We start from the raw sequence: 26,651 nt of genomic DNA on the forward strand, positions 1-26,651 counted from the left end.
TCCGACCGGTGCGCGTGAAAGAAAATTCAATGTTTTTTTAATGTATTTGGATTGCTCGATTATTTCCTTTGCAGCGAAAAGATCGCAGCCTCGTTTCACTCGACAGCTCCTGCACGAATCCAAGTAGGAGCTGCCGAAGGCTAAGATCTTTTGATCTTGCATTCAGCAACTTGATGGAGCGTGGGCGCGCGCCAATCCTTCGCTACACTCCGCGCATCTTCCCCGGAACAACAAGGCTGTGTGCTATGCAAAATCGCATGATGATCACTGGTGCGGGCTCGGGCCTGGGTCGCGAAATCGCGCTGCGCTGGGCGCGTCAAGGCTGGCAACTGGCCTTGTCCGACGTCAGCGAACCCGGCCTGCAGGAAACCTTGAAAATGGTCCGTGAGGCGGGCGGTGACGGTTTTGTTCAGCGCTGCGATGTGCGTGATTACAGCCAGCTCACTGCGTTCGCTCAGGCCTGCGAAGAGAAACTCGGCGGCATCGACATCATCGTCAACAACGCCGGTGTCGCCTCCGGCGGTTTCTTCAGCGAACTGTCGCTGGAAGACTGGGACTGGCAGATCGCGATCAACCTGATGGGCGTGGTCAAGGGCTGCAAGGCATTCCTGCCGCTGCTTGAACAAAGCAAAGGCAAAATCATCAACATCGCCTCCATGGCCGCACTGATGCAAGGCCCGGCGATGAGCAACTACAACGTGGCCAAGGCCGGCGTGGTTGCACTCTCGGAAAGCCTGTTGATTGAACTGGCGCAACAGGAAGTCGCCGTGCATGTCGTTTGCCCGTCATTCTTCCAGACCAACTTGCTCGACTCGTTCCGTGGCCCGACGCCGGCGATGAAGGCGCAGGTCGGCAAGTTGCTGGAAAGTTCGCCGATCACGGCGGCGGACATCGCCGACTACATTTATCAGCAAGTGGCGGCCGGCGAGTTCATGATCCTGCCCCACGAACAAGGGCGCATGGCGTGGGCTATCAAGCAGAAGAATCCGCAACTGCTCTACAACGAGATGACTTCCATGGCCGAAAAAATGCGCGCCAAAGCCAAACAGAATAACGGCTGACCTTGCCCGTTGCAGACGGCATCGTTAGGGTGGCCGCAATGGTCACCCTGTCGAGACGCGTCAATGCTCAATTACTTGTGGTTCTTCCTCGCGGCGTTGTTTGAAATCGCCGGTTGTTTCGCCTTCTTCATGTGGCTGCGCCAGGGCAAAAGTGCTCTGTGGGTGATTCCTGCGCTGCTCAGTCTGACCTTGTTCGCGTTGTTGTTGACTCGCGTCGAAGCCAATTATGCCGGGCGCGCCTACGCCGCGTACGGCGGGATCTACATCGTCGCGTCGATTGGCTGGCTGATGCTGGTCGAGCGGGTGCGTCCATTGGGTTCGGACTGGATCGGCGTGGCACTGTGCGTGATCGGCGCCAGCGTGATTCTGTTCGGGCCGCGATTTTCTGCGGCGTGAGGGTTGGTTGTCGGAAACGTCTGACGGCTTGATGCGAGCATGGCTGTAAGGCAAAACTGATTTGCCCTCCATGCATTGTAGAGCCGCGGCAAGCCGCGCATCTTCAGGGTTCGCTAACCCTGAAGGACGAATCTCATGCTTGTACTCAGCCGTGTCGTTGGTGAGTTGATTTCAATCGGTGATGACATCACCTTGCGCGTTCTGTCAGTGAACGGCTCCAGCGTGCGTTTTGGCGTCGAGGCGCCACAAAAGGTCAACGTGCACCGCGCGGAGGTCTATGAGCGGATTCAGCGCAAGCAGGCCACGCAGAAAGTTCGCTGAGGATTTCAATCGAACAGATGCTTGGGCACATCGTGCTTGAGCATCAACTGGCACTGCTCGCTTTCCGGGTCGAAGACGATCAGCGCCTGGCCTTTGGTCAAGGCCTGACGCACGCGCAGCACGCGGGTTTCCAGTGGCGTGTCATCGCCATTGTCGGTGCCGTCGCGAGTGACGAAATCTTCGATGAGGCGGGTGAGGGTGTCGACTTCAAGTTGGTCGTGGGGAATGAGCATGGGCACCTCGGTCAAATCAATGTCGGGATGCTACGGCGATTGCGGGTTGGCTGCCAGTTTTGTGTTGCCTGTACTGACGCCATCGCGAGCAGGCTCACTCCTACAAGGGAACGCATTCCCAAGGTAGGCCTTCGCCTGCTCGCGATAGCGGTATTCCAAACAACGATGATTTAACTATCGGAACGCTGCCCCACCAGACTGTCCACCGACGGCACCCGCGTATCGCTCTCCATCTGCGTGTCATGTTCAATCTGATGACTGAAGCGATCCAGCGAAGCATTCGCCGGTGCCGCATCGCTGGCAAACACCGGCGGACTCAGAATGTAAGCCCCGAGCAGTCGGCTCAGAGCCGCCAGGCTGTCGATGTGCGTGCGCTCATAACCATGGGTCGCATCACAGCCAAAGGCGAGCAGGGCGGTGCGGATATCGTGGCCGGCCGTCACCGCCGAATGCGCATCGCTGAAGTAATAACGGAACAGGTCGCGGCGCACCGGCAGTTCGTTTTCACCGGCCAGACGCAGCAAATGTCGCGACAGGTGATAGTCGTACGGGCCGCCGGAGTCCTGCATCGCCACACTCACTGCGTGTTCGCTGGAGTGCTGGCCGGGAGCGACCGGCGCGATGTCGATGCCGACGAATTCGCTGACGTCCCACGGCAATGCTGCCGCCGCGCCGCTGCCTGTTTCTTCGGTGATGGTAAACAGCGGATGGCAGTCGATCATCAGTTCCTGACCGCTGTCGACGATGGCTTTGAGTGCCGCCAGCAGTGCCGCAACCCCGGCCTTGTCATCGAGGTGGCGGGCGCTGATGTGGCCGCTTTCGGTAAACTCCGGCAGCGGATCGAACGCCACCACGTCGCCGATGCTGATACCCAGCGAATCGCAATCGGCCTTGGTCGCACAGTAGGCGTCCAGACGCAGTTCGACGTGATCCCAACTGATGGGCATCTCGTCCACTGCAGTGTTGAAGGCATGCCCGGAGGCCATCAGCGGCAAGACACTGCCGCGAATCACACCGTTGTCGGTAAACAGGCTGACGCGGCTGCCCTCGGCGAAACGGCTTGACCAGCAGCCGACCGGGGCGAGGGTCAGACGGCCGTTGTCTTTGATCGCACGGACGGCGGCGCCGATAGTATCGAGGTGCGCCGAGACGGCGCGGTCGGGGCTGTTTTTCTTGCCCTTGAGCGTGGCGCGAATGGTGCCGCGCCGGGTCATTTCGAACGGGATGCCGAGTTCCTCCAGACGCTCGGCTACGTAACGCACGATGGTGTCGGTGAACCCGGTGGGACTGGGAATGGCGAGCATTTCCAGAAGGACTTTTTGCAGGTAGTTGAGATCCGGTTCGGGGATTTGCGTGGTCATGGAAACTCCTGATGGGTTGAGCACACCGATGGTTTCGATGAGGAAATATGGGTGGTGGATTTAAGGGCCTCTTCGCGAGCAGGTCGAATCGTCGCACCGTCGCTCCCACAGGGGAATGCATTCCAAATGTGGGAGCGAGCTTGCTCGCGAAGGCGTCAGCCCAGACAAAGCGGATTCAAGAAACAACCGGCTGACTGTGCGGAAACAACAAATCGACAAAGCGCTCCGCCGTCGGTTGCGGCTCATGGTTGGCCAACCCGGCGCGTTCGTTGGCCTCGATAAACACGTACTCCGGTTGATCCGCCGCTGGCACCATCAAGTCGAGGCCAACCATCGGAATATCCAGCGCTCGCGCCGCGCGCACGGCGGCATCGACCAGGGTCGGGTGCAGAATCGCCGTGACGTCTTCCAGAGTGCCGCCGGTGTGCAAATTTGCCGTGCGCCGCACAAACAAATGTTCACCGGCCGGCAGAATGCTGCTGTAGTCATACCCGGCCGCATGCAGGGTGCGCTGGGTTTCGTGGTCCAGCGGGATCTTGCTTTCGCCGCTGGTGGCCGCTTGCCGACGGCGGCTCTGCGCTTCGATCAACGCGCCCACCGAATGCTGACCATCGCCAACCACTTCCGCCGGTTTGCGAATCGCTGCAGCGACCACTTCAAAGCCAATCACCAGAATCCGCAGGTCAAGCCCTTCGTGGAAGCTTTCCAGCAGCACGCGGCTATCAAATTGCTTCGCCGTTTCGATGGCCTGCTGCACCTCTTCGATGCTCTGCAGATCCACCGCCACGCCTTGGCCCTGTTCGCCGTCGAGCGGCTTGACCACCACTCGCTGATGCTCGTCGAGGAAGGCCAGGTTATCGTCGGCATTTCCGGCCAGTTGCTGCGAAGGCAGGTTCAGACCGGCGCCCTTCAGCACTTTGTGCGTGAGGCTTTTGTCCTGACACAAACTCATGCTGATCGCGCTGGTCAGGTCGCTCAGCGATTCGCGGCAACGCACGCGACGCCCGCCGTGGCTGAGGGTGAACAGCCCGGCATCGGCGTCATCCACCTGCACGTCGATGCCGCGTCGATGAGCTTCTTCAACGATGATCCGCGCATACGGATTGAACTGCGCCTCCGGCCCCGGGCCCAGAAACAACGGTTGGTTGATGCCGTTCTTGCGCTTGATGGCGAAGGTCGACAGGTTGCGAAAACCGAGCTTGGCATAAAGACTTTTCGCCTGGCGGTTGTCGTGCAACACCGACAGATCCAGATAGCTCAGGCCGCGACTCATGAAGTGTTCGATCAAGTGCCGCACCAGCACTTCACCGACTCCCGGGCGCGAGCACTGCGGATCAACCGCCAGGCACCACAGGCTGCTGCCGTTTTCCGGATCGTTGAAGGCTTTTTGATGGTTCAGGCCCATGACACTGCCGATCACCGCGCCGCTGTCTTCGTCCTCGGCCAGCCAATACACCGGGCCGCCCTGGTGATGCGGAGTCAGCCGTGTGGCATCGATCGGCAACATGCCGCGTGCCTGATACAACAGATTGATCGCCTGCCAGTCCGCCTCACTCTGTGCACGGCGGATACGAAAGCCGCGAAACACTCGGGTGGCCTGACGATAATCGCTGAACCACAGGCGCAAAGTGTCGGACGGGTCGAGAAACAATTGCGTCGGCTCCAGGCCGAGAATCTGCTGCGGTGCAGCGACGTACAGCGCGATATCGCGCTCGCCGGGCTGCTCTTTGAGCAGTTCCTGCGCCAGCGATGCCGGGTCAGGAAAGGTGTGGCCGATCAGTAACCGGCCCCAGCCGCAATGCAGCGCAATCGGCTCGGCGGCCAACGTGCTGCCGTCTTCGGCCAGACGTGCCTGCAAGCGTTCGTAGGACGGTGCCTGACCGCGAAGCAGCCGCTGGTTGATGGCCGTGGCGTGGGGTTTCATCGATCAGATTCCTTGTTCACTGAGCCACAGGTTCAGGGCCGCCAGTTGCCACAGTTTCGAACCGCGCAACGGCGTCAGTTGGCCTTGCGGATCGGTCAGCAATTTATCGAGCATGGCCGGGTTGAACAGGCCGCGATCCTGACTCGGATCAAGCAGCAGTTCGCGTACCCAGTTCAGCGTGTCGCCCTGCAAGTGCTTGAGGCCGGGCACCGGGAAGTAGCCTTTTTTGCGGTCGATCACTTCACTCGGAATGACTCGGCGTGCAGCTTCTTTCAGCACTTGTTTACCGCCATCCGGCAGCTTGAATTGGCCCGGGACACGGGCCGACAGTTCAACCAGTCGATAGTCGAGAAACGGCGTACGCGCCTCCAGACCCCAGGCCATGGTCATGTTGTCGACGCGTTTGACCGGGTCGTCGACCAGCATCACCGTGCTGTCCAGACGCAGGGCTTTGTCGACGGCTGCGTCGGCGCCGGGCTGGGCGAAATGTTCTTTCACAAAATCACCGGCCGCGTCATGCGCAGTCAACCATTGCGGTTGCACGGTGGCGGCGTAGTCGTCATAGCTGCGATCGAAAAACGCATTGCGATACGCCGCATACGGATCGGCTGCGCCATCGACTTGCGGGTACCAGTGATAACCGGCAAACAGTTCGTCGGCACCTTGGCCGCTCTGTACCACCTTGCAGTGCTTGGCGACTTCGCGCGACAGCAGATAGAAAGCGATGCAGTCATGGCTGACCATCGGCTCGCTCATCGCACGGAACGCGGCGGGCAGTTGCTCGATGATCTCTTTTTCGTCGATGCGCAATTGGTGATGCTGAGTGCCGTAGTGTTTGGCGATCAGATCGGAATACTGAAACTCGTCACCGCGTTCGCCGCCGGCATCCTGGAAACCGATGGAGAAGGTCGACAGGTTCTCCACGCCGACTTCACGCAACAGGCCAACGAGCATGCTCGAATCGACGCCGCCGGACAGCAGCACACCAACATCCACCGCCGCACGTTGACGAATCGCCACCGCCTCGCGAGTGCTGTCGAGGACGCGGTCGACCCAGTCTTCCAGCTTCAGGTTTTTCTCGTCTTCGTGCGGGCCGTAAGGCAGGGTCCACCAGGTTTTCTGCTCGGTGCGGCCGTCGGCTTCAACGCGCATCCAGGTCGCCGGTGGCAGCTTTTCAATGCCGGCCAGCAGGGTGCGTGGCGCCGGGACCACGGCATGGAAGTTCAGGTAGTGATTGAGCGCCACCGGATCGAGGATCGGGTTGATGTCGCCGCCCTTGAGCAGCGCCGGCAAGGCCGAAGCAAAACGCAAACGCTGACCAGTGCGCGACAGGTACAACGGCTTCACGCCGAGACGGTCGCGGGCGATGAACAGGCGTTGGGCGTCGCGTTCCCAAATGGCAAACGCGAACATGCCGTTGAGCTTCGGCAGCAGCGCTTCGCCCCAGGCGTGATAGCCCTTGAGCAGCACTTCGGTATCGCCACCGGAATAGAAGGCGTAACCCAGCGCTTCGAGTTCGGCGCGCAGTTCCGGGAAGTTGTAGATCGCGCCATTGAAGGCCAGGGACAGGCCCAGTTGACTATCGATCATCGGCTGCGCCGAGCCGTCCGACAGGTCCATGATTTTCAGGCGTCGATGGCCCAGGGCAATCGGCCCTTGGGCATGGAAGCCCCACGCGTCGGGGCCGCGAGGGGCCAGGTGATGGGTGATTCTCTCGATCGCTGCAAGGTCTGCAGGTTGTTGATCAAAACGTAACTCGCCAGCTAATCCGCACATAAAGTCCTTACCGGTTTTTCCGTTGGGGAGGGGTCAAGCCGTACCTCGCCAAAAGGGCGGGTACTCAGAAACTGACCCGCCGCGGTAAGTGGAGTTTTAGAACGATAAGTTATAAGGCGGATAGCACGACAAAGCGTGCTTGCAATCATTGCCGAGTGACGGCGAGTCAGGGCTGGGGCGCGGGGACAGCCTGTTGACTGTGCAAACGCCAGCCAGCACTGGGCGAATACACCACGGCTGGCTGATAGCTAGAGCGACTCAAAGGATGGCGAATACGCCAGGCCAAGGGGTTGGGTTCCACTTCGTACACTGTTGCGTCGATCTGGATGTAGTGACGCCCGTTGAAGTTCAGCACCCGGCGATCATCGTCGTCGGAGTACGCGTCATCCGTCACCCGGTTTGCAACGTGAGAAGGGACTTCATAGCCGGTCAATGCGCGTTTCCACAGCCGATACCCTTGCTGCAGGTGCGGATGCTCTTGCACTTCGAATGTCTTGAAGTATTCCCCTGCCGATTCGCCGCTGGCATCCGCACCGAGGCTTTGTGTATCGGTGGCTGCCAATGACTTTTGCAGGTCCAGCAGTTGCCCCAACGCGGTGTGCTTTTCTCTGCTCGTCCAGTTTTCGAGGCCGGTGAACACTGTGCCCAGCAAGGCATCGGCTGCGGTGGTGCGCCAGTGCCGGCTGAACTCATAAATCAAAGTGGCGGAAAGGGGCGGGCGCCTGTGTCGCAGATGATTTTCCCGGCGCTGGGCATGCACACTTTCATTGACATTGGCCACCGGTACGGCCACTTCTTTGACGTCGGATAACAGCTTGTCCAGGCGATGCATGAAAAGAGAGTGAAACATGCACTTGTCCAGCGGGGTGAAAGCAATATCGTCTTTTAACGACATGTTGGTGTGGTCGCGATTTAAAAAGTCATCTTGGTCGATGTTGTTCAGGTGCGAGGCAATCGAACTGCGCAAAGAAGGCATTGCTATGATGTGCGTTGCCAGTCTTGTTCTGATGTTGTCTTCGTCTTTTTCCTCATAAAAGCCTTGGCCTGGATCATTGGGGATATAAAGGATGTAGCTGTCTTGCGTCGCTGTCGGGTTCAGGCGACAGACGATCAGTGTTGCGTGAATCGTATACTTGCGAAAAAGTTTTACCGACATCAGACGGATTTTTTCCTGATTGAAAGTTGCACCGTTGTCGATATCGTTATTGTCGTTGGTAAAGTCCACCAAGGTAGACAGTAATTCATCGGATATGCGTTTGGTCAGGGATTTCTCGTAGGCTGCAAGTCTCATATTGAGTTTGCCCAGACTAACCGCACTCAGTCGAACACTCGACACTTCAAAAGTGAGGTTGAGATGTTTCTGATAGGCGCCGCCGAGGTCGAGGGTACGGCTCAACGCCGCAAAATCGTGGGCAGTGATGCTGGCCTGATCGGCCGGTTCGAACGGCGCATCCTGAGGGTCGGGTTGCGTTTTACTGTCGAGGGAAAAGTGATATTTACCCGTTTCGGTATCGGTGAAGTTGAGCATCGCCGCATGCAGCAGGCTCAGGCTGAGCGCCGCTGTGTGCTTGGTGGCCGCCGGTTTGAGCGTGATGGTGTCATGATTTCGGAATGCGTTGGCGTATTGCTTCTGCAACTCAATTCTGAGCATTCGGCCGCAGAATTTTTCCGGCGTTGCCAGTTCGCGAAGCATTTTCTCGAAATAGTTCTGATAAGGGATCGCCTTGACCAGGGTTGAGCGCAGCCCCGCCAGTTTCGCGGCATCAGCGTTGGGTAAGCCATGGGAGATGAAACGCTCGAGGATCTTGGCTTTGTCCCAGTCATTGATTTTGTCGAGTAGCGCCTTGACCGTTTCGTCGTTGGGTAATGTGTTTGGCTGTTTGTCCAGTAATGAAGTCATGCGGCAAATCTCGTCGTCGATCGGAGTTCTCATGTTATGGCGTCGCCGGAGTGTTGAATAACGCCATTAGTTGATTGATTGGCTTATTCAAACAACCATTTTTTGATTGAAGCATATAACTATGTACCACCCTGCGCGCGCGGGTGGTACATAGTTATACTGATGATGAGAGACGTTGTTGGTTTGCTGGGTTTTTGTCAGAACTTCGAGCTGTTGGTTATTGCTTGAAAGCGCTAAGGTTGATGTTCTAACCCGCAATAAAGGACTATTGCCAATGTCAGCCGAAGCAAAAAAAGAACAGCTATTGCAAAACACGATTTTGAGCGCGTTGCTGGACGCCACAGGGGATCTGGACAGCGCCGAAGCCTTGCAGAAAATCCTGCCGGCGCATTGGCTGAAAGCGACCCCGGCGACGTTATCTGCCCTTGATCAGACCGTCCGTGATCTGCACTCGGTTCAGCTTGTCGTGCAGAAGGATCTGGATGCGCTGAAACCCTTGCAGGCGTTCTGCATTGACGAACTGAGCAGTGCCTTGAAAAGCAAATGGTCGCTGACCTTTGATGTTGAAAAAGATCTGTTGAGCCTGCCCGGCGTCGACTGCGGGTGCCCGGCCACATCGACCGACAAGGATGGTATCCAGACGATCCCGCACGCGACGCAGACGCTGCTGCAAGCGGCCATGCAGAACTTCAGCGAAGATGAGGCGACAGACTCGTTTCCCGAGGGCAGTCTGGTGCGGATAAGCAGTGCGCCGGCGGGTGTGGAGGGGCTGACTCCAGTTGCCTTCGCCAGGTTTTGCCGGGAGCTGGATCTGGGCAAGCGCTATCAGGCGCATTTTCAGCAGGTCTTTGGTCTGCGCAGCAGCGACGACAAGGTGATCGCCACGCGTTCGATGACTCGCGATATCGCGAAAATGAAAAGGTTGTTACTGCAACTGGACATGCACCTGGCGGTACTGAAAAACCACCTCACACCGGCAGGCCTGCAAATGCTGCAGACACTGATTGATGCTGACGGCGTGGTGTCAGCGAAAACGCTGTACTACAACAAGCGCCCGCTGATCATGCAAGGCATCGAGATCCTCGATAGCTGTGTCTGGGGCGTCGTGGTGTTTTCCGCCCGTTCCGTGGAGCTGTATCCGGATGAATGGTGCCTGGTGTACATGGCCGCAGAGCCAGAACGTCCGCTGTACGAATACTCCAGTTTCAATGCATTCAAGCAATACCTCACCCGGCAGTTGAAAGAGAAACGCTACAAGGATTATTTCGCCAACAGCATCGACGAGGATGACAAGGCGGATTTCTTCAAGACGTTCGCCGAGACCGCCGAGTTGGGGCACATCAAACAACTGCCGATCAGCGTGCCGCTCTTTGAATTCATGGTGCAAAGCCATGTCGGCAAGCTGCAACTGGATGCGCGCAAGCTGGCGGTACCGACCGAGGATATCGATGAGGATGTGCGCCAGAAACGCTTGCTGGATATGCTCCAGTTGGGGGTGAGTGTGGTTTCGGTAGCCGGTCTGGTCGTGCCGGTGCTCGGGCAATTGATGATGGGCGTTGCCGTCGGGCAGTTACTGGGCGAGGTCTACGAAGGTGTCGAGGACTGGCGCCGTGGCGATCACCAGCAAGCGCTTTCACACTTGCTCAGTGTGGTGGAGAACATCGCGCTGATGGCTGCGTTTGCCGGCGGGCAAAAAGTGCTCGGCACGCTCGGCCGCAAACTGGTGAAGTCACACCCCGATTTTTTCGGGCAATTCACCACCATTCTCAATCGGTCCGGCAAGCCACGGCTGTGGAAACCCGACATGGTCAGTTATGAGCATCAGCTTCCTTGGGGGGTGACCATGGCCGATAACTCGGAGGAGTTCTATCAGGTTGGCGCCAAGACCCTCGGTCGCGTCGACCATCGGATCTTCGCCGTTACCTACGATTCAGCATCTGAGGGCTGGCGCCTCGAACATCCGCAGCGCCCGCAGGCTTATGCGCCGCCGTTGGAGCGGCATGTCGAGGGTGGCTGGCGACTGGCGACCGATCATGCCGAGCAGTGGAACAGTGCCGCCTACACCCTCAAACGCATCGATCCGAATCTGAGTGAGTTCAGCGACACCGATCTGGATATGATCCGCCGGCTCAGTGGCACCTCGCACGAGCAGTTGCTGCGGATCTTCAATGACAATCTGCCGCTGCCGGGGCGGTTGCGCGATGCCGTGGAGCGTGTGCGCATCGAGCGCCAGTTGCGGCAACTGATCCGCGAGCTGGAGCACGGCGAAATCCATTCCGGCCAGCCAGTGGAGGCGCAGTTGCAGGGCTTGCCGAAGTTACCCGGCTGGCCGAACGACCGCTATCTTGAAGTCACCGATGCCGAGGGCGAAATCAAGGCGACCTATCCACTGACCCCAGTGCACGACGATTCGGCTTGTGTGTTGGTGACGGACGATCAATTGGCCAGCGGTCGATTGCTGCAAACGGTCATCGATGGCTTGTATCGCTCCGAAGTCGAAGCCTTGCTGGGGGAAAAGGTCGCCAGCAGCGCTGAAGCGCAACAGTTGGCAAAGACCCTGGGGGCGGCGCTGAAGGCTGATCGTCGCGCTGTGTTCGAGCGCCTGTACGAAGATTATGACCAGAGCGACGCCGACCACCTCAGGCCATTGCGCAGTGAGTTTTCCGAGGTTCCCAGCCGTGAGGCGCAAGCACTGATCGACCGGGCGTCCAGTGTCGAGCGTGTGCATCTGCACAGCGCCGGACGGATGCACCTGGGGCTGGCGCAGCGGGTGCGGGCGGCCAATAGCGAGGTACGCCTTGATCGCGCGCTGACAGGCTTTGATTTACCGGAGATCGCCAATGCCGATACCGAAAAACTGGCGATTCAACTGTTGCCACACTTGAGTGGCTGGGACGCGGAACTGCGTCTGGTGCTGCGAGACCGCACCCTCAAAGGACCGATTCTCGAAAGCATCGGTCCAGAAGCTGCGACGTCTTTGAAAACCTGCACGCTGGTCAAATCGGCGGCTGGGTATGAAGCATTGGGCGGCGACGGCAAATCCCTCGGCAAGATTGCCGCCGGGCCGGATGCTTTGTATGGCGCACTGCTCAAAGCGCTGCCGCCGCGTCAGCGAATGGCCATGGGTTTCCCCGATCCTGTAGCGGCGGACAGTGCGCGATTACGTCGTGTGCTGCTCAACAGTGGACTGGATGGGCGTGAGCCAGGCAAACGGATCCTGATCAGCGGCAAGGCTGAGCCGCTCGACTATGAACACGCTTGTCTTCAAGCCGATCCTTCATCCGCGACGAATCATCCGCGCGCCTTGTTGCGCAAGGTCAGAAGGCTTTACCCGAGTTTGACCGAAACCCAGGCGATTCAATTGATCGACACCTTCGGCGATGATCCGCTGAGTCGAGCGGTTCGAGTGAAAGCGCTAAGGCAGGACCTGAAAAAACTGCGAGCCACGTTGAAAACCTGGAGTGAGGACAACGCCGCCATGACAGCAGCCGGGGGCGATCTGCGAGAACTGCGGCACAGTCGCAAGGCGGTGGCCGAGATGATCGAGGACAGCTTTCGCCGGCTGTTCTGGGCGAAGGACGAAAGCGGCCAGTCCGTCTGTGTGCTGAATCTGGACGGCATGCGCGTGGCCAGGTTGCCGACGTTGCCACCGGGGCTGAGCTTCGATCACATTCAGCAGTTGTCGCTCAAGAACATGGCGCAGGATGACGATGTCGCGTATTTCCTCAAGGCGTTCAAGCAGATCGAATCACTTGAACTCGACGAAAACAAACTGACACGGCTCCCGGAGATGTTGTCGCACATGCCCGGACTCACACGGTTGAATCTGGCAAACAATCAGATCCGGCTGACCGAACAGACGCTGGCGAAGCTCAGCCAATTGCGCACGCTGCAGCATCTGAATTTGAACGATAACTTGCTGGGCGCAACGCCGGATGTGAGCCGTATGTTTGATTTGCGGCGTTTGTTGCTGCGTGAAACCGGTCTTACCGAAATGCCCAAGGGCCTGGAGCGTCTACCGTCGCTGGATTGGGTGGATTTGCGCAGTAATCAGATCAAAGACCTGCCGGGCTGGCTGTTCAAGACGCCGAGACGCTTTAGTCAGGCGCTCAACCTGCGCGCCAATCCTCTGTCCGAAACCAGTAAGACCTTTCTGGAAACTTACCGAGGCAACGTCGGTGTCGGCATGGGCTATCTGGAAAACGACATCGCCCGGCTCGACGAGCAACAGGCACGCCTGCTTTGGTTCAACGATGGTGTCGGCCATGACTGGCCCCGGCGTAACAGGGTCTGGACGGCTTTCAAAGAGGACTCGCGAGCCGAGGGCTTGTTTCACTTGCTCTCGGAACTGGGCAGTACGGCCGATTCGCAACGCGTGCGCAGTGAGATGCAACGGCGGGTCTGGGCTGTGCTGGAGGCGGCCGAAGCGGATGCGCCGTTGTGTGATCAGGTACTGAGCCTGGCCGCCAACCCGATCAACTGCACGGACAGCGCGGCAATGAACTTCAGTTATCTGGAAGTCGCCGTGGAAGTCGATCGGGTGACCAGCCTGGCCGGTGGCCGGATCACTACGGCCAAACCGCTGCTGAAACTGGGACGTGGCCTGTTCCGGCTGGATCAACTGGACCGGATTGCTCAGGAACACGCCGCCAGGGTGCCGACTGCCGACCCGCTGGAGGTGAACCTGGCCTATCGCGTGGGACTGGCCGACACGCTGGATTTGCCGGGCCAGCCACGGAACATGCGCTTTGCCATGCTGGCGGGAGTGACCGCTGAGGATCTGGAATTGGCGACGAACAAGGTGAAAACGGCTGAATTGTCTTCCGAGTGGTTGAAGTTCTTGCGGCGCCAGCCGTTCTGGAGTGATTACCTCAAGCGCACGTTTGGCCGACAGTTTGCGGGCATTGATGGCACGTTCTCGCCAAAACTCGATGCCGTGTTCGAACAGGCCGATGCGCTCAGTTCTGCGGACTACCTGAGCACAATGGAAGCGGTGAGACTTGAACGGGAGACGGCCGAAAACGCTCTGCTGACGCGTCTGACCGACGATGCCATCCGCCTGGAGAATCTGGGCATCTGTGCGATGTCCCTGGACTGAAGATCTACTTGCCGCGAATCAACCGACGTAGTGCGAAACGGTTGGGGTGGCAGGCTTCGGCCACGCTTCTGGGCAGCGGCAACGGTTCGTTGTCCAGCCACGCGGCGAGCAGCTCACCGGACAGTGGCGCGGTGATCAGGCCCCGCGAACCGTGGCCACTGTTGACGTACAGACCGTCGAGCCACGGGCAGACGATGTCCGGCACTTGCCGGGCATCCTTGCTCAGGACGGCATAGGCCTCGAGGAAGGCATCGCGATCGGTGAGGGGGCCGACAATCGGCAAATAGTCCGGGCTGGTGCAGCGGAAAGCCGCGCGGCCCTGAAGGTTTTCGACTGCCTGTTCGCGGATGTTCAGGCGCTCGACGAGGTCGCTGGAGATCTCTTCGAGCATCAGCAGATTGCCTTGGTGTTCGGCGGTGGTCGGCGTCAGGTCATCGCTGTTGAAATCGAAACTGGCACCGAGGGTGTGCTCGCCCAATCGGGCCGGGGCGACATAGCCTTCGGCACAGACCACGGTGGCCAGCGTCTGACTGCCGGCGGTTTCGGCGAGACCAGTGATTTGCCCGCGAATGCGCTTGAGTGGCAACTCGGCACTTTGCGCGAAGCGTTTGATTTCGGCCGCACCGGCCAGCACCACGACCGCTGCGCTGGCAATCAAACGGTCGCCGTCGAAGGCTTGCCATTGATCGTCAACCTTGTGCAGTTCCAGTACTTCACGGTGGCTGAGCAATTCGATGTTCGGTTGCGCCACTTGTGTCTGACACAGCGCCGGCGGATGCACCCAGCCACCTTCGGGATAGTACAAACCGCCATGGCTAACGCCGACCCCGGCGCGGGCTTGCGCCTCGGGCTGATCCAGCCATTGCAAAAGATCTTCGGGAAAGGCCTCAGCCAGTTGCGCGTGGCGCTCGGCTTCCTTGGCATTGAACGCCAGTTGCAGCACACCACAATCGTCCCAATCGGTGCCGCGTTGCAGGGTTTCCAGCAGACGGCGGGTGTAACCGAAACCGCTGACGATCAGTTGCGACAGCGCCGTGCCGTGGGCAGACAACTTCAGGTACAGCACACCTTGTGGATTGCCGGAAGCTTCTTGCGCCACGGCTTCATGGCGTTCCAGCAACGAGACCTGCCAGCCGCGTGCGGCCAGACTGGACGCCGTGGCACATCCCGCCAGACCGGCGCCGATCACCAGCGCACGACGCTCACCGACAATCGGGGCAGGGCGCGCGAACCACGGCTTTTGCGCAGCAGGCGGCGACACCTGCGCTGGCCAGCCGAGAAATTCGCCCCGGAGGATTTCCCACTTGTGGCCGATGCCCGGCGTGCGCTTCATTTTGAACCCGGCGGCATTCAGCAAACGCCGTACCCAACCGGTGCTGGTGAAGGTGCTGATAGTCGAGCCGGGCGCGGCCAGCCGTGCCAGTTCGACAAACAGTTCGGCGGTCCACATGTCAGGGTTTTTCGCCGGGGCGAAACCGTCGAGAAACCATGCGTCGATCTGCGCGTCGAGCTGCGGCAGCTGCTCCAGTGCATCGCCGATCAACAGCGTCAGCGTCACGCGGCCGTTGGCCAACGTGATGCGCTGAAAACCCTGATGGATTGCCACGTAGTGCGCCAGCAACTGATCGGCCAACGGCTTGAGTTCCGGCCACAAGGCCAAGGCCCGTTGCAGATCGGCCGGGCTCAGCGGGTATTTTTCGACGCTGACAAAATGCAGCCGCGCACCGGCCACTGCATGCTGCTCGAACAGCTGCCAGGCACAGAGAAAATTCAGCCCGGTGCCAAAGCCGGTTTCACCAATAACCAACCGACCGCTTGCCGGCAACGCCGCAAAGCGCTCGGCCAGACGGTTTTGTTCGAGGAACACATAACGGGTTTCATCCAGACCTGATTGGTCGGAAAAATACACGTCATCGAACACCCGCGAACGCGGGCGTCCCTGGTCATCCCAGTCGAGTTGGGCGTGGGGCAATACAGGTTTCATGGCAGGCTCGGCAACGACAAGGCGGCCATTCTAGCCGATCGCGCAGGGGCTGCTTGATCCATGGCAAGGCTTGCGGTCACTGACTCGCGGACAATCCGTCGCTCGCGGGAATTTCTGCGCCGTTGCTATGCCCAATCCGCTAGTCTTGCTGAATCCTGGAAGGAGCCGTCCCATGTTTGAATCCGCTGAAATCGGTCACGCCATCGACAAAGACACGTTTGATGCGGCCGTCCCGGCATTGCGTGAAGCCTTGCTCGAAGCGCAGTTCGAGTTGCAGCAGCAGAAGCGTTTCCCGGTGATCATCTTGATCAACGGTATTGAAGGTGCGGGCAAGGGCGAGACGGTCAAGTTGCTCAACGAGTGGATGGACCCGCGCCTGATCGAAGTGCGCACCTTCGATCAGCAGACTGATGAAGAGTTGTCGCGGCCTCCGGCGTGGCGCTACTGGCGGATGCTCCCGGCCAAGGGGCGCATGGGTATTTTCTTCGGCAATTGGTATAGCCAGATGCTGCAGGGGCGGGTGCATGGCTTGTTCAAGGATCCGCGTCTGGATCAGGCAATCGCCGGCGCCGAGCGTCTGGAAAAGATGCTCTGTGATGAAGGCGCGCTGATCTTCAAGTTCTGGTTTCACCTGTCCAAGAAACAGATGAAGGCCCGGCTCAAAGCACTGGCCGATGATCCGCTGCACAGCTGGCGCATCAGCCCGCTGGACTGGCAGCAATCAGAAACCTACGACAAGTTCGTCAAATACGGCGAGCGCGTGCTGCGCCGTACCAGCCGTGATTACGCGCCGTGGCACGTGATCGAAGGCGCTGACGCCAACTACCGTAGCCTGGCGGTCGGCAAGATTCTCCTCGAAGGTTTGCAAAATGCGCTGAAGCGTGCGGACGTGCATCCGCACGATGTCAGCGCCGCGCCGTTGGGTACACCGGTCGATCAGTTGAACCTGCTCGACAGTCTCGACCTGACCCAGCGCCTTGAGAAGAAAGACTACGAAGAACAACTGATCACCGAGCAGGCGCGCCTGTCCGGGCTGATGCGCGACAAACGCATGCGCCGCCACGCGTTGGTGGCGGTGTTCGAAGGCAACGACGCGGCGGGCAAGGGCGGGGCGATCCGCCGGGTGGCGGCGGCGCTCGATCCACGTCAATACAACATCGTGCCGATTGCCGCGCCGACTGAAGAGGAGCGTGCGCAGCCATACTTGTGGCGTTTCTGGCGGCACATTCCGGCGCGCGGCAAGTTCACCGTGTTCGACCGCTCCTGGTACGGGCGCGTGCTGGTCGAACGCGTCGAAGGCTTCTGCACGCCGGCCGACTGGTTGCGCGCCTATGGCGAGATCAACGATTTTGAAGAGCAACTGGCCGACGCAGGAGTCATCGTGGTCAAGTTCTGGCTGGCCATCGACAAGGACACGCAGATGGAGCGTTTCCAGGAACGCGAAGAGATCCCGTTCAAGCGCTTCAAGATCACCGAGGACGACTGGCGCAACCGCGACAAGTGGGATGAATACCGTGCCGCCGTCGGCGATATGGTCGATCGCACCAGCTCCGAGATCGCGCCGTGGACCTTGGTTGAAGCCAATGACAAGCGCTGGGCACGGGTCAAAGTGCTGCGTACGATCAACCGTGCCCTGGAAGAGGCTTTCGAGAAATCCGACAAGCACGCGAAGAAGCACAAGGACTGAGCCGATAGACGCGCATACGCGGGGTGAATGATTGTCGCGGTGGTTGATGCGGTGGACTTATGCTCGGTCCACTCTCAACTGACCAGAACAATGAGGTATGCCATGCGTGAAGTGGTGATCGTCGACAGTGTGCGGACTGGCCTGGCCAAATCCTTTCGCGGTAAGTTCAACCAGACCCGTCCCGATGACATGGCGGCTCATTGCGTCAACGCGCTGCTTGAGCGCAACGACATCGACCCGGCCAGCGTCGAGGATTGCATCGTCGGCGCCGGCTCCAACGAAGGCGCGCAGGGTTACAACATCGGCCGCAACGTCGCGGTGCTCTCGCGTCTGGGCACCGGCACCGCCGGCATGACCCTCAACCGTTTTTGTTCCTCAGGCTTGCAGGCGATCGCGATTGCCGCCAACCAGATTGCCTCGGGTTGCAGCGACATCATTGTCGCCGGCGGCGTCGAGTCGATCAGCCTGACGATGAAAAGCGTCAACACCGATCTCCTGATCAACCCTGTGCTCAAGCAGCAGTCGCCGGGTATTTATTACACGATGGGCCAGACTGCCGAAGTGGTCGCGCGACGTTATGGCGTGAGCCGTGAAGCGCAGGATCGTTACTCCCTGCAAAGTCAGATTCGCACTGCGGCGGCGCAGGCCGCCGGGCTGTTCAACGATGAAATCGTGCCGATGGTGGTCAAGTATCGTGTCGAGGACAAGAACACCGGTGAAGTGCAGATTCTTGATGGCGTGGTGGATCGCGACGATTGCAACCGCCCGGACACCACTTACGAAAGCCTCGCTGGACTAAAACCGGTATTCGCCGAGGACGGTTCGGTGACGGCGGGCAACTCGTCTCAGCTGTCCGACGGTGCCTCGATGACACTGGTGATGAGCTTGGAAAAAGCCTTGCAACTGGGCCTCAAGCCGAAAGCGTTTTTCCGTGGTTTCACCGTGGCCGGTTGTGAACCGGACGAGATGGGCATTGGTCCAGTGTTCTCGGTGCCGAAACTGCTCAAGGCCAAGGGTTTGCAAGTGGCGGATATCGACTTGTGGGAGTTGAACGAGGCGTTTGCTTCGCAGTGCCTGTACAGCAGGGATCGGCTGGAGATCGACAACGACAAGTACAACGTCAACGGCGGCTCGATTTCCATTGGCCACCCGTTTGGCATGACCGGATCGCGGCAGGTCGGGCATCTGGTGCGCGAGTTGCAGCGGCGTAATCTGCGTTATGGGATTGTCACGATGTGCGTGGGCGGGGGGATGGGCGCTACCGGGTTGTTTGAGGCGGTTCGCTAAGCACTGACCTGTTTGGTGTCTGATCTACCGCTTTCGCGAGCAGGCTCGCTCCCACATGGGTTAAGGGTGTACATAGTTTTCATGTTCACCCCAATCCTGTGGGAGCGAGCCTGCTCGCGAAGGGATCGACCGGGTTTACCGGTTGTTATCCTGTAGCTGCATCCGCGCGATATAAGCCTTTATTTCCTGCTCAGCCTTCTCGGCATTCTCAAACGGCCCTTCAAGGGTATTTTCCCGAGTGCTGAAAAACAGTTCGCCATTGATCCGGCACACCCGGTCGCTGCGAAAGTGCATTTCGGGGGCGCCGTCGCGGGCGCGCATTCCTAACATGATCGGTCTCCTTGGCTGATGTGCTGGAAGGGATCCAATGAGCTTATGCCTGAAGCACTTGACGCGCCCGTCCAGCCGATCAACGGCGGCACGCCAATTTAATGCTGCGACCTGCACAGTTTTATTCGCGTCCTGGCCTTAACTGTCCCTGTGACCCGTCTGATCGCGCGCCTAGAATGGGCGCACTTGTCAGCAGGCTTTGAGGTTCGCATGCACATTTCATCCGGTCGCTGGGTCTACGGTCTGTTCCTGGCGCTGCTGACCGCGTTTCTGTGGGGCATCCTGCCGATCAAACTCAAACAAGTCTTGCTGGTGATGGACCCGGTGACGGTGACCTGGTTTCGTCTGTTGGTTTCCGGTGGTTGTCTGTTCATCTATCTGGCGGCAGTGAAGCGCCTGCCCAGCCGTAAAGTGCTCGGGCCCAAGGGTGGCTGGCTGGTGCTGATGGCGGTGCTCGGGCTGGTCGGCAACTATGTGTTGTACCTGATGGGTCTCAATCTGCTCAGCCCCGGCACCGCACAACTGGTGGTGCAGATGGGCCCGATCATGTTGCTGATCGCCAGTCTGTTTGTGTTCAAGGAACGCTTCAGTATCGGTCAGGGCATTGGTCTGGCGGTGCTATTGATCGGTTTTGTGTTGTTCTTCAATCAGCGCCTGGCCGAGCTGCTGACCTCGCTGTCGGATTACACCGCAGGGGTTTTGCTGGTGCTTTTGGCGTCGACGGTGTGGACCTTCTATGCGCTGGGCCAGAAGCAATTGCTGACGGTGTGGAATTCGCTGCAGGTGATGATGGTGATCTATCTGTTCTGTGCACTGTTGCTGACGCCGTGGGTGCATCCGCTCGAAGCGTTGAATCTGAGTCCGCTGCAGGGTTGGCTGCTGTTGGCATGCTGCATGAACACGCTGATTGCCTACGGCGCGTTCGCTGAGGCGCTGGCGCACTGGGAGGCGTCGCGGGTCAGTGCGACGTTGGCGATTACGCCGTTGGTAACGTTTGGTGCCGTGGCGATTGCGGCCGGGATCTGGCCCGAATATGTGCGTGCCGAGCAGATCAATGCGCTGGGCTATGGCGGGGCGGTGCTGGTGGTACTGGGGTCGGCACTGGTGGCGTTGGGGCCTTCGTTGATTGCCGGGTTGAAGGCGCGGCGGATGAAGATGGCAGCAGGCTAACCGCGTCAGGGCCATCGCGAGCAGGCTCACTCCTACATTTGGAACGCATTCCCCCTGTAGGAGTGAGCCTGCTCGCGATGACTTATTAAGAAACGCTACAAAACTCAGCCCTTGGCACCAGCCTCGATCATGTTCTCCGGCCGCACCCACGCATCAAACTCTTCATCCGTCAGATACCCCAACGCCAACGCCGCCTCACGCAAGGTCAGGCCTTCGCTGTAGGCCTTCTTGGCAATCTCCGCAGACTTGTCATAGCCGATGTGCGGGTTCAACGCGGTCACGAGCATTAGCCCACGTTCCAGATGTCTGGCCATGACCTCGGCATCCGGCTCCAGCCCGGCGATGCAGTGCTGCTGGAAGTTGCTGCAACCGTCGGCAAGCAGACGAATCGATTGCAACAGGTTGTGGATGATCACCGGTTTGAACACGTTCAACTGCAAGTGACCCTGACTGGCGGCAATGCCGATGGTCACATCGTTGCCCAGCACCTGACAGGCGAGCATCGACAGCGCTTCGCACTGGGTCGGGTTGACCTTGCCCGGCATGATCGAACTGCCCGGCTCATTCGCCGGCAGGCGCACTTCGGCAAAACCTGCGCGTGGCCCGGAGCCGAGCAGACGCAGGTCGTTGGCGATTTTCATCAGCGCCACGGCGAGGGTTTTCAGCGCGCCCGACAGGCTGGTCAGCGGTTCGTGGCCGGCGAGGGCGGCGAACTTGTTCGGCGCGGTGACGAAGGGCAGGCCGGACAGCGCCGCCAGTTCTGCGGCAATCGCCTCGCCAAAACCGTGTGGCGAATTCAGCCCGGTACCGACCGCGGTGCCGCCCTGAGCCAGTTCACACACCGCCGGCAGCGCGGCGCGGATTGCGCGCTCGGCGTAATCCAGCTGCGCGATGAAACCCGACAGCTCCTGACCGAAGGTGATCGGCGTCGCGTCCATCATGTGCGTGCGCCCGGTCTTCACCAGTTTCATGTGCCGCGCCGCCAGTTCGGCGAGGCCACCGGACAGCTCGGCAATCGCCGGCAGCAGTTGTTCCTGCACGGCTTGCGCGGTGGCAATGCTCATCGCGGTGGGGAAGCAGTCGTTGGAGCTTTGCGAGCGGTTGACGTGATCGTTCGGGTGCACCGGCGTTTTGCCGCCGCGCGGGTTACCGGCCAGTTCGTTGGCACGACCGGCGATCACTTCGTTGACGTTCATGTTGCTCTGGGTGCCGCTGCCGGTCTGCCAGACCACTAGCGGAAACTGGTCGTCATGCTGGCCATCGAGGACTTCGTCGGCGGCCTGTTCGATCAGGCGGGCGATGTCGGCGGGCAGGTCACCGTTGCGGTCGTTGACGCGGGCAGCGGCTTTCTTGATCAGGGCCAGGGCGTGCAGGACCGGCAGCGGCATGCGTTCCTGACCAATGGCGAAGTTGATCAGCGAGCGTTGCGTCTGAGCACCCCAGTAGGCGTCGTCCGGGACTTCGATCTGGCCCAGGCTGTCGGTTTCGATACGGCTCATCGTGCACACTCCTGTTGGTCTGTTTGCGCAGTTTAGGCCGGCTTCGGCCCGGGTGGTTCCATCGAACCGATTGTTGACCGGCAAAACCCGGTCAATCAAGCGCGGCAAGGCTCGGGGGTTGAGCGACAAGGTTTTTTAGGCGCAGAATGGTCGCCCTTGGGGTTTTACCTCGCCTAGCTGAAAAGGAAACTCGATGACTCGTCTTCGTGCCATCTGCACCGCGGTTGCACTGGTTTGCGCCAGCGGCCAGGTGCTTGCCGATACCGCCAGCCACAACGCCAGTGCTGAAGCTTTCCTGACCCTGGCGCACGCTGACAAGCTGGGCACTCCGGTGTACATGCAAGTGCAGCAAATGTTCGCTCAGCGTTTCGAACAGACCAAAGCCCCGGAAGCCAAGAAAGCCGTGCTGGAAACCTACCAGGCCAAGGCCAACGCCGCTCTGGACCAGGCCATTGGCTGGAACAAGCTCAAGCCTGACATGGTCAAGCTCTATACCACTAACTTCAGCGAATCCGAGCTGAAAGACCTGGTCGCGTTCTACCAGTCGCCACTGGGCAAGAAAGTCCTGGAAAAAATGCCGCAGCTGACCCAGCAATCGGCCCAGATGACCCAAGCCAAACTGGAAAGCGCCGTGCCAGTCGTCAACAAGTTGCTCGACGACATGACCAAAGAGCTTGACCCGAAAGGCGCTGCTGCGCCGGCCAAGAAGAAGTAAGCGGAGTTCGTGATGACCATGCAACAACGCATCGAATCGACGCTGGGCCTGCTTCAGCCTGAGCACCTGCAAGTGCTGGATGAAAGCCACATGCACAGTCGCGGGTTACAGACGCACTTCAAGGCAGTGGTGGTCAGCGCGCAGTTCGACGGCCTGAACCGGGTCAAGCGTCACCAGAAAGTCTACGGCACGCTCGGCGAGTTGATGGGCGAATTCCATGCGTTGGCGCTGCACACCTACACCCCGCAGGAATGGGCAGAGACTGGCGCCGCCCCGGCGTCGCCAACCTGTGCCGGAGGACGGCAGCCGCAAGCTTGAAGCGGCAAGCTGCAAGTTAAAGGCGAGTGTTCTTGGCTTGTCGCTTGAAGCTCGCCGCTTGAAGCTGCTTTTTTGCTAGAATCCGCAACGCGCCGCTCACCCGGCGCGTTTTTTTTTGAATCCGGTTCACCCTTTGCGAGGGTAGCCACCTGGAGAAATACCCATGACACAACCGATTGTCGTGGCGGCACTGTATAAGTTCGTCACCCTCGAAGATTACGTCAACCTGCGCGAGCCTCTGCTGCAAGCGATGGTCGACAACCAGATCAAAGGCACCCTGCTGATCGCCGAAGAAGGCATCAACGGCACGGTGTCCGGCAGCCGCGAAGGCATCGATGGCCTGCTCGCCTGGCTGAAGAACGACCCACGCATGATCGACATCGATCACAAAGAGTCGTACTGCGACGAGCAGCCGTTCTATCGCACCAAAGTCAAACTGAAGAAAGAGATCGTCACCCTCGGTGTCGAAGGCGTCGACCCGAACAAAAAGGTCGGCACTTACGTTGATCCGCAAGATTGGAACGCGTTGATCAGCGACCCGGAAGTGCTGTTGATCGACACGCGCAACGATTACGAAGTGTCGATCGGCACCTTCGAAGGCGCCATCGATCCGAAAACCACCAGTTTTCGCGAATTCCCCGACTACATCAAAGAACACTTCAACCCGGCCGTGCACAAAAAGGTCGCGATGTTCTGCACCGGTGGCATTCGCTGCGAAAAAGCTTCGAGCTACATGCTCAGCGAAGGCTACGAAGAGGTTTACCACCTCAAGGGTGGCATCCTGAAGTACCTTGAAGAGGTGCCGCAGGAGGAAACCAAGTGGCAGGGCGACTGCTTTGTGTTCGACAACCGCGTGACCGTGCGTCACGACCTCAGCGAAGGCGACTACGATCAATGTCATGCCTGCCGCACACCGGTCAGTGTTGAAGATCGCGCCTCCGAGCATTACGTCGCTGGCATCAGTTGCCCGCATTGCTGGGACAAGCTGAGCGAGAAGACCCGCCGCAGCGCCATCGATCGGCAGAAGCAGATCGAACTGGCCAAGGCACGCAACATGCCGCACCCGATCGGCTACAACTACAAGCAAGCATCCACCGAGGCTTAACCATGTCTGCGCGCCTGCTCTATGTGATGGATCCGATGTGTTCGTGGTGCTGGGGATTTGCTCCGGTGGCCAAGGCATTGGTCGAGCAGGCGCAAGCAGCCGGGGTCGAGTTGCATCTGGTGGTCGGCGGTTTGCGCACCGGCAGCGGTTCGGCGCTGGAGCCGACCACGCGTCGCTACATTCTTGAGCATTGGCAAGCGGTCACCGAGGCCACCGGCCAGCCGTTCAAGTTTGACGGCGCGTTGCCCGACGGTTTTGTCTACGACACCGAGCCGGCCTGCCGCGCAATCGTCACCGCGCGCAGCCTGGCGCCGGACTGCGCGTGGACACTGGTCGGTCTGATCCAGCAGGCGTTTTACGCAGAAGGTCGCGATGTCACCCAGGCCAGTGTGCTGGTGGAATTGGCAGAGCAGGCCGGCGTGCCGCGTATCGAATTCGCTGCGTTGTTTGATCATGCCGATCAACACAAAGCGACTCAGGCCGATTTCAGTTGGGTACAGGATCTCGGTATCGCCGGTTTCCCGACCATGCTGGCCGAGCGTAACGGTCAACTGGCGCTGCTGACCAACGGCTATCAACCGCTCAGTGAACTGTCGCCGTTACTGGGTCGATGGCTGGAGCGTGCGGCCTGTGTCTGATTCGGCCGATGACACGCCAGCCGTAAAGCGTGTCGACCGGCTGAGCTGGGCAGAAGTCCGGCGACTGGCACTCACTCACAAAAAATCCCTGTGGATCGCCAACGGTGTGGCTGTGCTGGCGACGTTGTGCAGCGTGCCGATCCCATTGCTGTTGCCATTGCTGGTGGACGAAGTCCTGCTCGGCCACGGCGACGCGGCACTGAAAGTGATGAACCATGTGTTGCCGACGATGTGGCAGCAGGCGGCGGGTTACATCGGTCTGATGCTGTTGGTCACCCTGACGTTGCGATGTGGCTCACTGAGCTTCGGCGTGTTGCAGTCACGGCTGTTCGCCCGGCTGGCCAAAGACATCGTCTATCGCATTCGCGTGCGTCTGATCGAACGCCTCAAGCGTATTTCCCTCGGCGAATACGAAAGCCTGGGTAGCGGTACGGTGACCACGCACCTGGTCACGGACCTCGATACCCTCGACAAATTTGTCGGCGAAACCCTCAGCCGTTTTCTGGTGGCGATGCTGACGCTGGTCGGTACCGCGAGCATTCTGATGTGGATGCACTGGAAACTGGCGCTGCTGATTCTGCTGTTCAACCCGCTGGTGATCTACGCCACGGTGCAGTTGGGAAAACGCGTCAAACACCTGAAGAAACTCGAGAACGACAGCACCTCACGCTTCACTCAAGCGTTGAGCGAAACCCTCGATGCGATTCAGGAAATCCGTGCTGGCAACCGTCAGGGTTTCTTCCTCGGGCGACTCGGCCTGCGTGCGCAGGAGGTGCGTAATTACGCGGTCAACTCGCAGTGGAAAACCGACGCCTCCAACCGCGCCAGTGGTCTGCTGTTTCAGTTCGGTATCGACATTTTCCGTGCGGCGGCGATGCTCACGGTGTTGTTCTCCGATCTGTCGATCGGCCAGATGCTCGCGGTGTTCAGCTACCTGTGGTTCATGATCGGCCCGGTCGAACAACTGCTCAATCTGCAATACGCCTATTACGCGGCGGGCGGGGCGCTGGCGCGGATCAACGAACTGCTGGCACGTGCCGATGAGCCGCAATATTCCGGCGGTGTCGATCCGTTCAAGGGGCGTGACACCGTCGGCATTCAGGTGCAAGGCCTGAGCTTCGGCTACGGTGATGAACTGGTGCTGGATCAACTGAATCTGTCGATTGCTCCCGGTGAAAAAGTCGCGATTGTTGGCGCCAGTGGCGGTGGCAAAAGTACCTTGGTGCAATTGCTCCTCGGGCTGTACACGCCGCTGGCCGGCACCATCCGTTTCGGCGGTTCGACCCAGCAGGAGATCGGCCTCGACACGGTTCGCGAAAACGTCGCGGTGGTGCTGCAACACCCGGCGCTGTTCAACGATACCGTGCGCGCCAACCTGACCATGGGCCGCACTCGCAGTGATGAAGCGTGCTGGCAGGCACTGGAAATCGCTCAGCTCGAAGCGACCATCCGTGCTTTGCCCAATGGCCTGGACAGTATTGTCGGCCGTTCCGGCGTGCGCTTGTCGGGCGGGCAACGCCAACGCCTGGCCATCGCCCGGATGATCCTCGCCGAGCCGAAAGTCGTCATCCTCGACGAAGCCACTTCGGCCCTCGACGCCGCCACCGAGTACAACCTGCATCAGGCCATGGCGCGCTTCCTCAATGGCCGCACCACACTGATCATTGCTCATCGACTGTCGGCGGTGAAACAGGCTGATCGCGTGCTGGTGTTCGATGGCGGTCAGGTCGCTGAGGACGGCGATCACCAGCAGCTGATCGCCGATGGCGGTCTGTATGCCAAGCTCTATGGTCACCTGCAGCAGATCCAGCGCCCTTGAGTTTCGTTCCGGTTTCTGTGCTTAGTGCT

At 59.5% G+C, this 26,651-nt stretch carries 20 protein-coding genes; 12 read left to right on the forward strand and 8 right to left on the reverse strand.

Annotated features, from left to right (window positions below):
* Positions 1-245: 245 nt before the first annotated feature.
* The 3 genes from ACOYXE_RS01715 (at position 246) to csrA (ending at position 1,778) form a co-directional block, all read left to right on the forward strand.
* Positions 246-1,061 (forward strand): SDR family oxidoreductase, encoded by an 816-nt coding sequence (locus tag ACOYXE_RS01715; protein ID WP_160058978.1) that lies wholly within the window; start codon positions 246-248, stop codon positions 1,059-1,061.
* A 63-nt stretch (positions 1,062-1,124) separates the two neighbouring features.
* Positions 1,125-1,457, forward strand: a complete 333-nt coding sequence (locus ACOYXE_RS01720) for a YnfA family protein (RefSeq protein WP_405123101.1) — start codon at positions 1,125-1,127, stop codon at positions 1,455-1,457.
* Between the two features lie 135 nt (positions 1,458-1,592).
* Complete coding sequence (csrA, locus tag ACOYXE_RS01725) at positions 1,593-1,778, forward strand: carbon storage regulator CsrA (RefSeq protein ID WP_077574041.1); 186 nt, start codon at positions 1,593-1,595, stop codon at positions 1,776-1,778.
* Positions 1,779-1,783: 5 nt separating this feature from the next.
* Here the strand turns inward: csrA and ACOYXE_RS01730 are convergent, their stop codons facing one another.
* From ACOYXE_RS01730 to ACOYXE_RS01750, 5 genes are all read right to left on the reverse strand, one after another.
* Positions 1,784-2,011, reverse strand: a complete 228-nt coding sequence (locus ACOYXE_RS01730; protein WP_003199186.1) for a YheU family protein — start codon at positions 2,009-2,011, stop codon at positions 1,784-1,786.
* A gap of 170 nt (positions 2,012-2,181) precedes the next feature.
* Positions 2,182-3,372, reverse strand: coding sequence for an osmoprotectant NAGGN system M42 family peptidase (locus tag ACOYXE_RS01735; protein ID WP_077574040.1), 1,191 nt, complete (start codon positions 3,370-3,372; stop codon positions 2,182-2,184).
* Between the two features lie 175 nt (positions 3,373-3,547).
* A complete protein-coding gene (gene ngg / locus ACOYXE_RS01740) occupies positions 3,548-5,296 on the reverse strand; it encodes an N-acetylglutaminylglutamine synthetase (protein ID WP_405123102.1) in 1,749 nt (582 codons plus the stop codon).
* Between the two features lie 3 nt (positions 5,297-5,299).
* Positions 5,300-7,072 carry an N-acetylglutaminylglutamine amidotransferase gene (locus ACOYXE_RS01745; protein ID WP_160058976.1) on the reverse strand — a complete coding sequence of 591 codons (1,773 nt, stop codon included), beginning with the start codon at positions 7,070-7,072 and terminating at the stop codon, positions 5,300-5,302.
* Positions 7,073-7,238: 166 nt separating this feature from the next.
* A complete protein-coding gene (locus ACOYXE_RS01750) occupies positions 7,239-8,972 on the reverse strand; it encodes a dermonecrotic toxin domain-containing protein (RefSeq protein WP_460927457.1) in 1,734 nt (577 codons plus the stop codon).
* Positions 8,973-9,246: 274 nt separating this feature from the next.
* On the opposite strand from ACOYXE_RS01750, the gene ACOYXE_RS01755 reads away from it, so the two are divergent.
* Positions 9,247-14,070: an NEL-type E3 ubiquitin ligase domain-containing protein gene (locus tag ACOYXE_RS01755; RefSeq protein WP_460927459.1), complete on the forward strand. Its 4,824-nt coding sequence runs from the start codon at positions 9,247-9,249 to the stop codon at positions 14,068-14,070.
* A 4-nt stretch (positions 14,071-14,074) separates the two neighbouring features.
* Here ACOYXE_RS01755 and mnmC read toward each other — a convergent pair whose 3' ends face one another.
* Positions 14,075-16,054, reverse strand: coding sequence for a bifunctional tRNA (5-methylaminomethyl-2-thiouridine)(34)-methyltransferase MnmC2/FAD-dependent 5-carboxymethylaminomethyl-2-thiouridine(34) oxidoreductase MnmC1 (mnmC, locus tag ACOYXE_RS01760; protein ID WP_460927461.1), 1,980 nt, complete (start codon positions 16,052-16,054; stop codon positions 14,075-14,077).
* A 172-nt stretch (positions 16,055-16,226) separates the two neighbouring features.
* Between mnmC and pap the strand changes: the two genes are divergently transcribed.
* A complete protein-coding gene (pap, locus tag ACOYXE_RS01765; RefSeq protein WP_160058972.1) occupies positions 16,227-17,741 on the forward strand; it encodes a polyphosphate:AMP phosphotransferase in 1,515 nt (504 codons plus the stop codon).
* Positions 17,742-17,843: 102 nt separating this feature from the next.
* The gene (locus tag ACOYXE_RS01770; RefSeq protein WP_460927463.1) at positions 17,844-19,028 is read left to right on the forward strand and encodes a thiolase family protein; all 1,185 of its coding nucleotides are present in this window, start codon (positions 17,844-17,846) and stop codon (positions 19,026-19,028) included.
* Positions 19,029-19,163: 135 nt separating this feature from the next.
* Here the strand turns inward: ACOYXE_RS01770 and ACOYXE_RS01775 are convergent, their stop codons facing one another.
* Positions 19,164-19,358, reverse strand: a complete 195-nt coding sequence (locus ACOYXE_RS01775; RefSeq protein ID WP_405123109.1) for a DUF6316 family protein — start codon at positions 19,356-19,358, stop codon at positions 19,164-19,166.
* Positions 19,359-19,568: 210 nt separating this feature from the next.
* On the opposite strand from ACOYXE_RS01775, the gene ACOYXE_RS01780 reads away from it, so the two are divergent.
* A complete protein-coding gene (locus ACOYXE_RS01780) occupies positions 19,569-20,528 on the forward strand; it encodes a DMT family transporter (RefSeq protein WP_160058969.1) in 960 nt (319 codons plus the stop codon).
* 104 nt (positions 20,529-20,632) lie between these two features.
* Here ACOYXE_RS01780 and ACOYXE_RS01785 read toward each other — a convergent pair whose 3' ends face one another.
* A complete protein-coding gene (locus ACOYXE_RS01785) occupies positions 20,633-22,027 on the reverse strand; it encodes a class II fumarate hydratase (protein ID WP_007908383.1) in 1,395 nt (464 codons plus the stop codon).
* Positions 22,028-22,220: 193 nt separating this feature from the next.
* On the opposite strand from ACOYXE_RS01785, the gene ACOYXE_RS01790 reads away from it, so the two are divergent.
* The 5 genes from ACOYXE_RS01790 (at position 22,221) to ACOYXE_RS01810 (ending at position 26,622) form a co-directional block, all read left to right on the forward strand.
* A complete protein-coding gene (locus ACOYXE_RS01790; protein ID WP_016986973.1) occupies positions 22,221-22,742 on the forward strand; it encodes a DUF2059 domain-containing protein in 522 nt (173 codons plus the stop codon).
* A 12-nt stretch (positions 22,743-22,754) separates the two neighbouring features.
* Complete coding sequence (locus ACOYXE_RS01795; protein ID WP_160058967.1) at positions 22,755-23,060, forward strand: BolA family protein; 306 nt, start codon at positions 22,755-22,757, stop codon at positions 23,058-23,060.
* Positions 23,061-23,223: 163 nt separating this feature from the next.
* On the forward strand, positions 23,224-24,165 hold the full coding sequence (gene trhO, locus ACOYXE_RS01800; RefSeq protein WP_322844371.1) for an oxygen-dependent tRNA uridine(34) hydroxylase TrhO: 942 nt from the start codon (positions 23,224-23,226) through the stop codon (positions 24,163-24,165).
* 35 nt (positions 24,166-24,200) lie between these two features.
* Positions 24,201-24,803, forward strand: coding sequence for a DsbA family protein (locus tag ACOYXE_RS01805; protein ID WP_460929767.1), 603 nt, complete (start codon positions 24,201-24,203; stop codon positions 24,801-24,803).
* Complete coding sequence (locus tag ACOYXE_RS01810) at positions 24,796-26,622, forward strand: ABC transporter ATP-binding protein (protein WP_460927468.1); 1,827 nt, start codon at positions 24,796-24,798, stop codon at positions 26,620-26,622. The genes ACOYXE_RS01805 and ACOYXE_RS01810 overlap by 8 nt, the downstream gene beginning before the upstream one ends.
* Positions 26,623-26,651 lie beyond the last annotated feature (29 nt).

Source organism: Pseudomonas sp. MC6, assembly GCF_054790575.1.

What these genes read in the sequence shown, in the direction of transcription:
- ACOYXE_RS01770 (WP_460927463.1), top strand. Translation starts at nt 17,844, where the DNA reads ATGCGTGAAGTGGTGATCGTCGACAGTGTGCGGACTGGCCTGGCCAAA.
- ACOYXE_RS01785 (WP_007908383.1), bottom strand. Translation starts at nt 22,027, where the DNA reads ATGAGCCGTATCGAAACCGACAGCCTGGGCCAGATCGAAGTCCCGGAC.
- ACOYXE_RS01745 (WP_160058976.1), bottom strand. Translation starts at nt 7,072, where the DNA reads ATGTGCGGATTAGCTGGCGAGTTACGTTTTGATCAACAACCTGCAGAC.
- ACOYXE_RS01755 (WP_460927459.1), top strand. Translation starts at nt 9,247, where the DNA reads ATGTCAGCCGAAGCAAAAAAAGAACAGCTATTGCAAAACACGATTTTG.
- ACOYXE_RS01780 (WP_160058969.1), top strand. Translation starts at nt 19,569, where the DNA reads ATGCACATTTCATCCGGTCGCTGGGTCTACGGTCTGTTCCTGGCGCTG.
- ACOYXE_RS01735 (WP_077574040.1), bottom strand. Translation starts at nt 3,372, where the DNA reads ATGACCACGCAAATCCCCGAACCGGATCTCAACTACCTGCAAAAAGTC.
- trhO (WP_322844371.1), top strand. Translation starts at nt 23,224, where the DNA reads ATGACACAACCGATTGTCGTGGCGGCACTGTATAAGTTCGTCACCCTC.
- ACOYXE_RS01790 (WP_016986973.1), top strand. Translation starts at nt 22,221, where the DNA reads ATGACTCGTCTTCGTGCCATCTGCACCGCGGTTGCACTGGTTTGCGCC.
- csrA (WP_077574041.1), top strand. Translation starts at nt 1,593, where the DNA reads ATGCTTGTACTCAGCCGTGTCGTTGGTGAGTTGATTTCAATCGGTGAT.
- ACOYXE_RS01715 (WP_160058978.1), top strand. Translation starts at nt 246, where the DNA reads ATGCAAAATCGCATGATGATCACTGGTGCGGGCTCGGGCCTGGGTCGC.
- pap (WP_160058972.1), top strand. Translation starts at nt 16,227, where the DNA reads ATGTTTGAATCCGCTGAAATCGGTCACGCCATCGACAAAGACACGTTT.
- ACOYXE_RS01750 (WP_460927457.1), bottom strand. Translation starts at nt 8,972, where the DNA reads ATGACTTCATTACTGGACAAACAGCCAAACACATTACCCAACGACGAA.
- mnmC (WP_460927461.1), bottom strand. Translation starts at nt 16,054, where the DNA reads ATGAAACCTGTATTGCCCCACGCCCAACTCGACTGGGATGACCAGGGA.
- ngg (WP_405123102.1), bottom strand. Translation starts at nt 5,296, where the DNA reads ATGAAACCCCACGCCACGGCCATCAACCAGCGGCTGCTTCGCGGTCAG.
- ACOYXE_RS01805 (WP_460929767.1), top strand. Translation starts at nt 24,201, where the DNA reads ATGTGTTCGTGGTGCTGGGGATTTGCTCCGGTGGCCAAGGCATTGGTC.
- ACOYXE_RS01775 (WP_405123109.1), bottom strand. Translation starts at nt 19,358, where the DNA reads ATGTTAGGAATGCGCGCCCGCGACGGCGCCCCCGAAATGCACTTTCGC.
- ACOYXE_RS01730 (WP_003199186.1), bottom strand. Translation starts at nt 2,011, where the DNA reads ATGCTCATTCCCCACGACCAACTTGAAGTCGACACCCTCACCCGCCTC.
- ACOYXE_RS01720 (WP_405123101.1), top strand. Translation starts at nt 1,125, where the DNA reads ATGCTCAATTACTTGTGGTTCTTCCTCGCGGCGTTGTTTGAAATCGCC.
- ACOYXE_RS01795 (WP_160058967.1), top strand. Translation starts at nt 22,755, where the DNA reads ATGACCATGCAACAACGCATCGAATCGACGCTGGGCCTGCTTCAGCCT.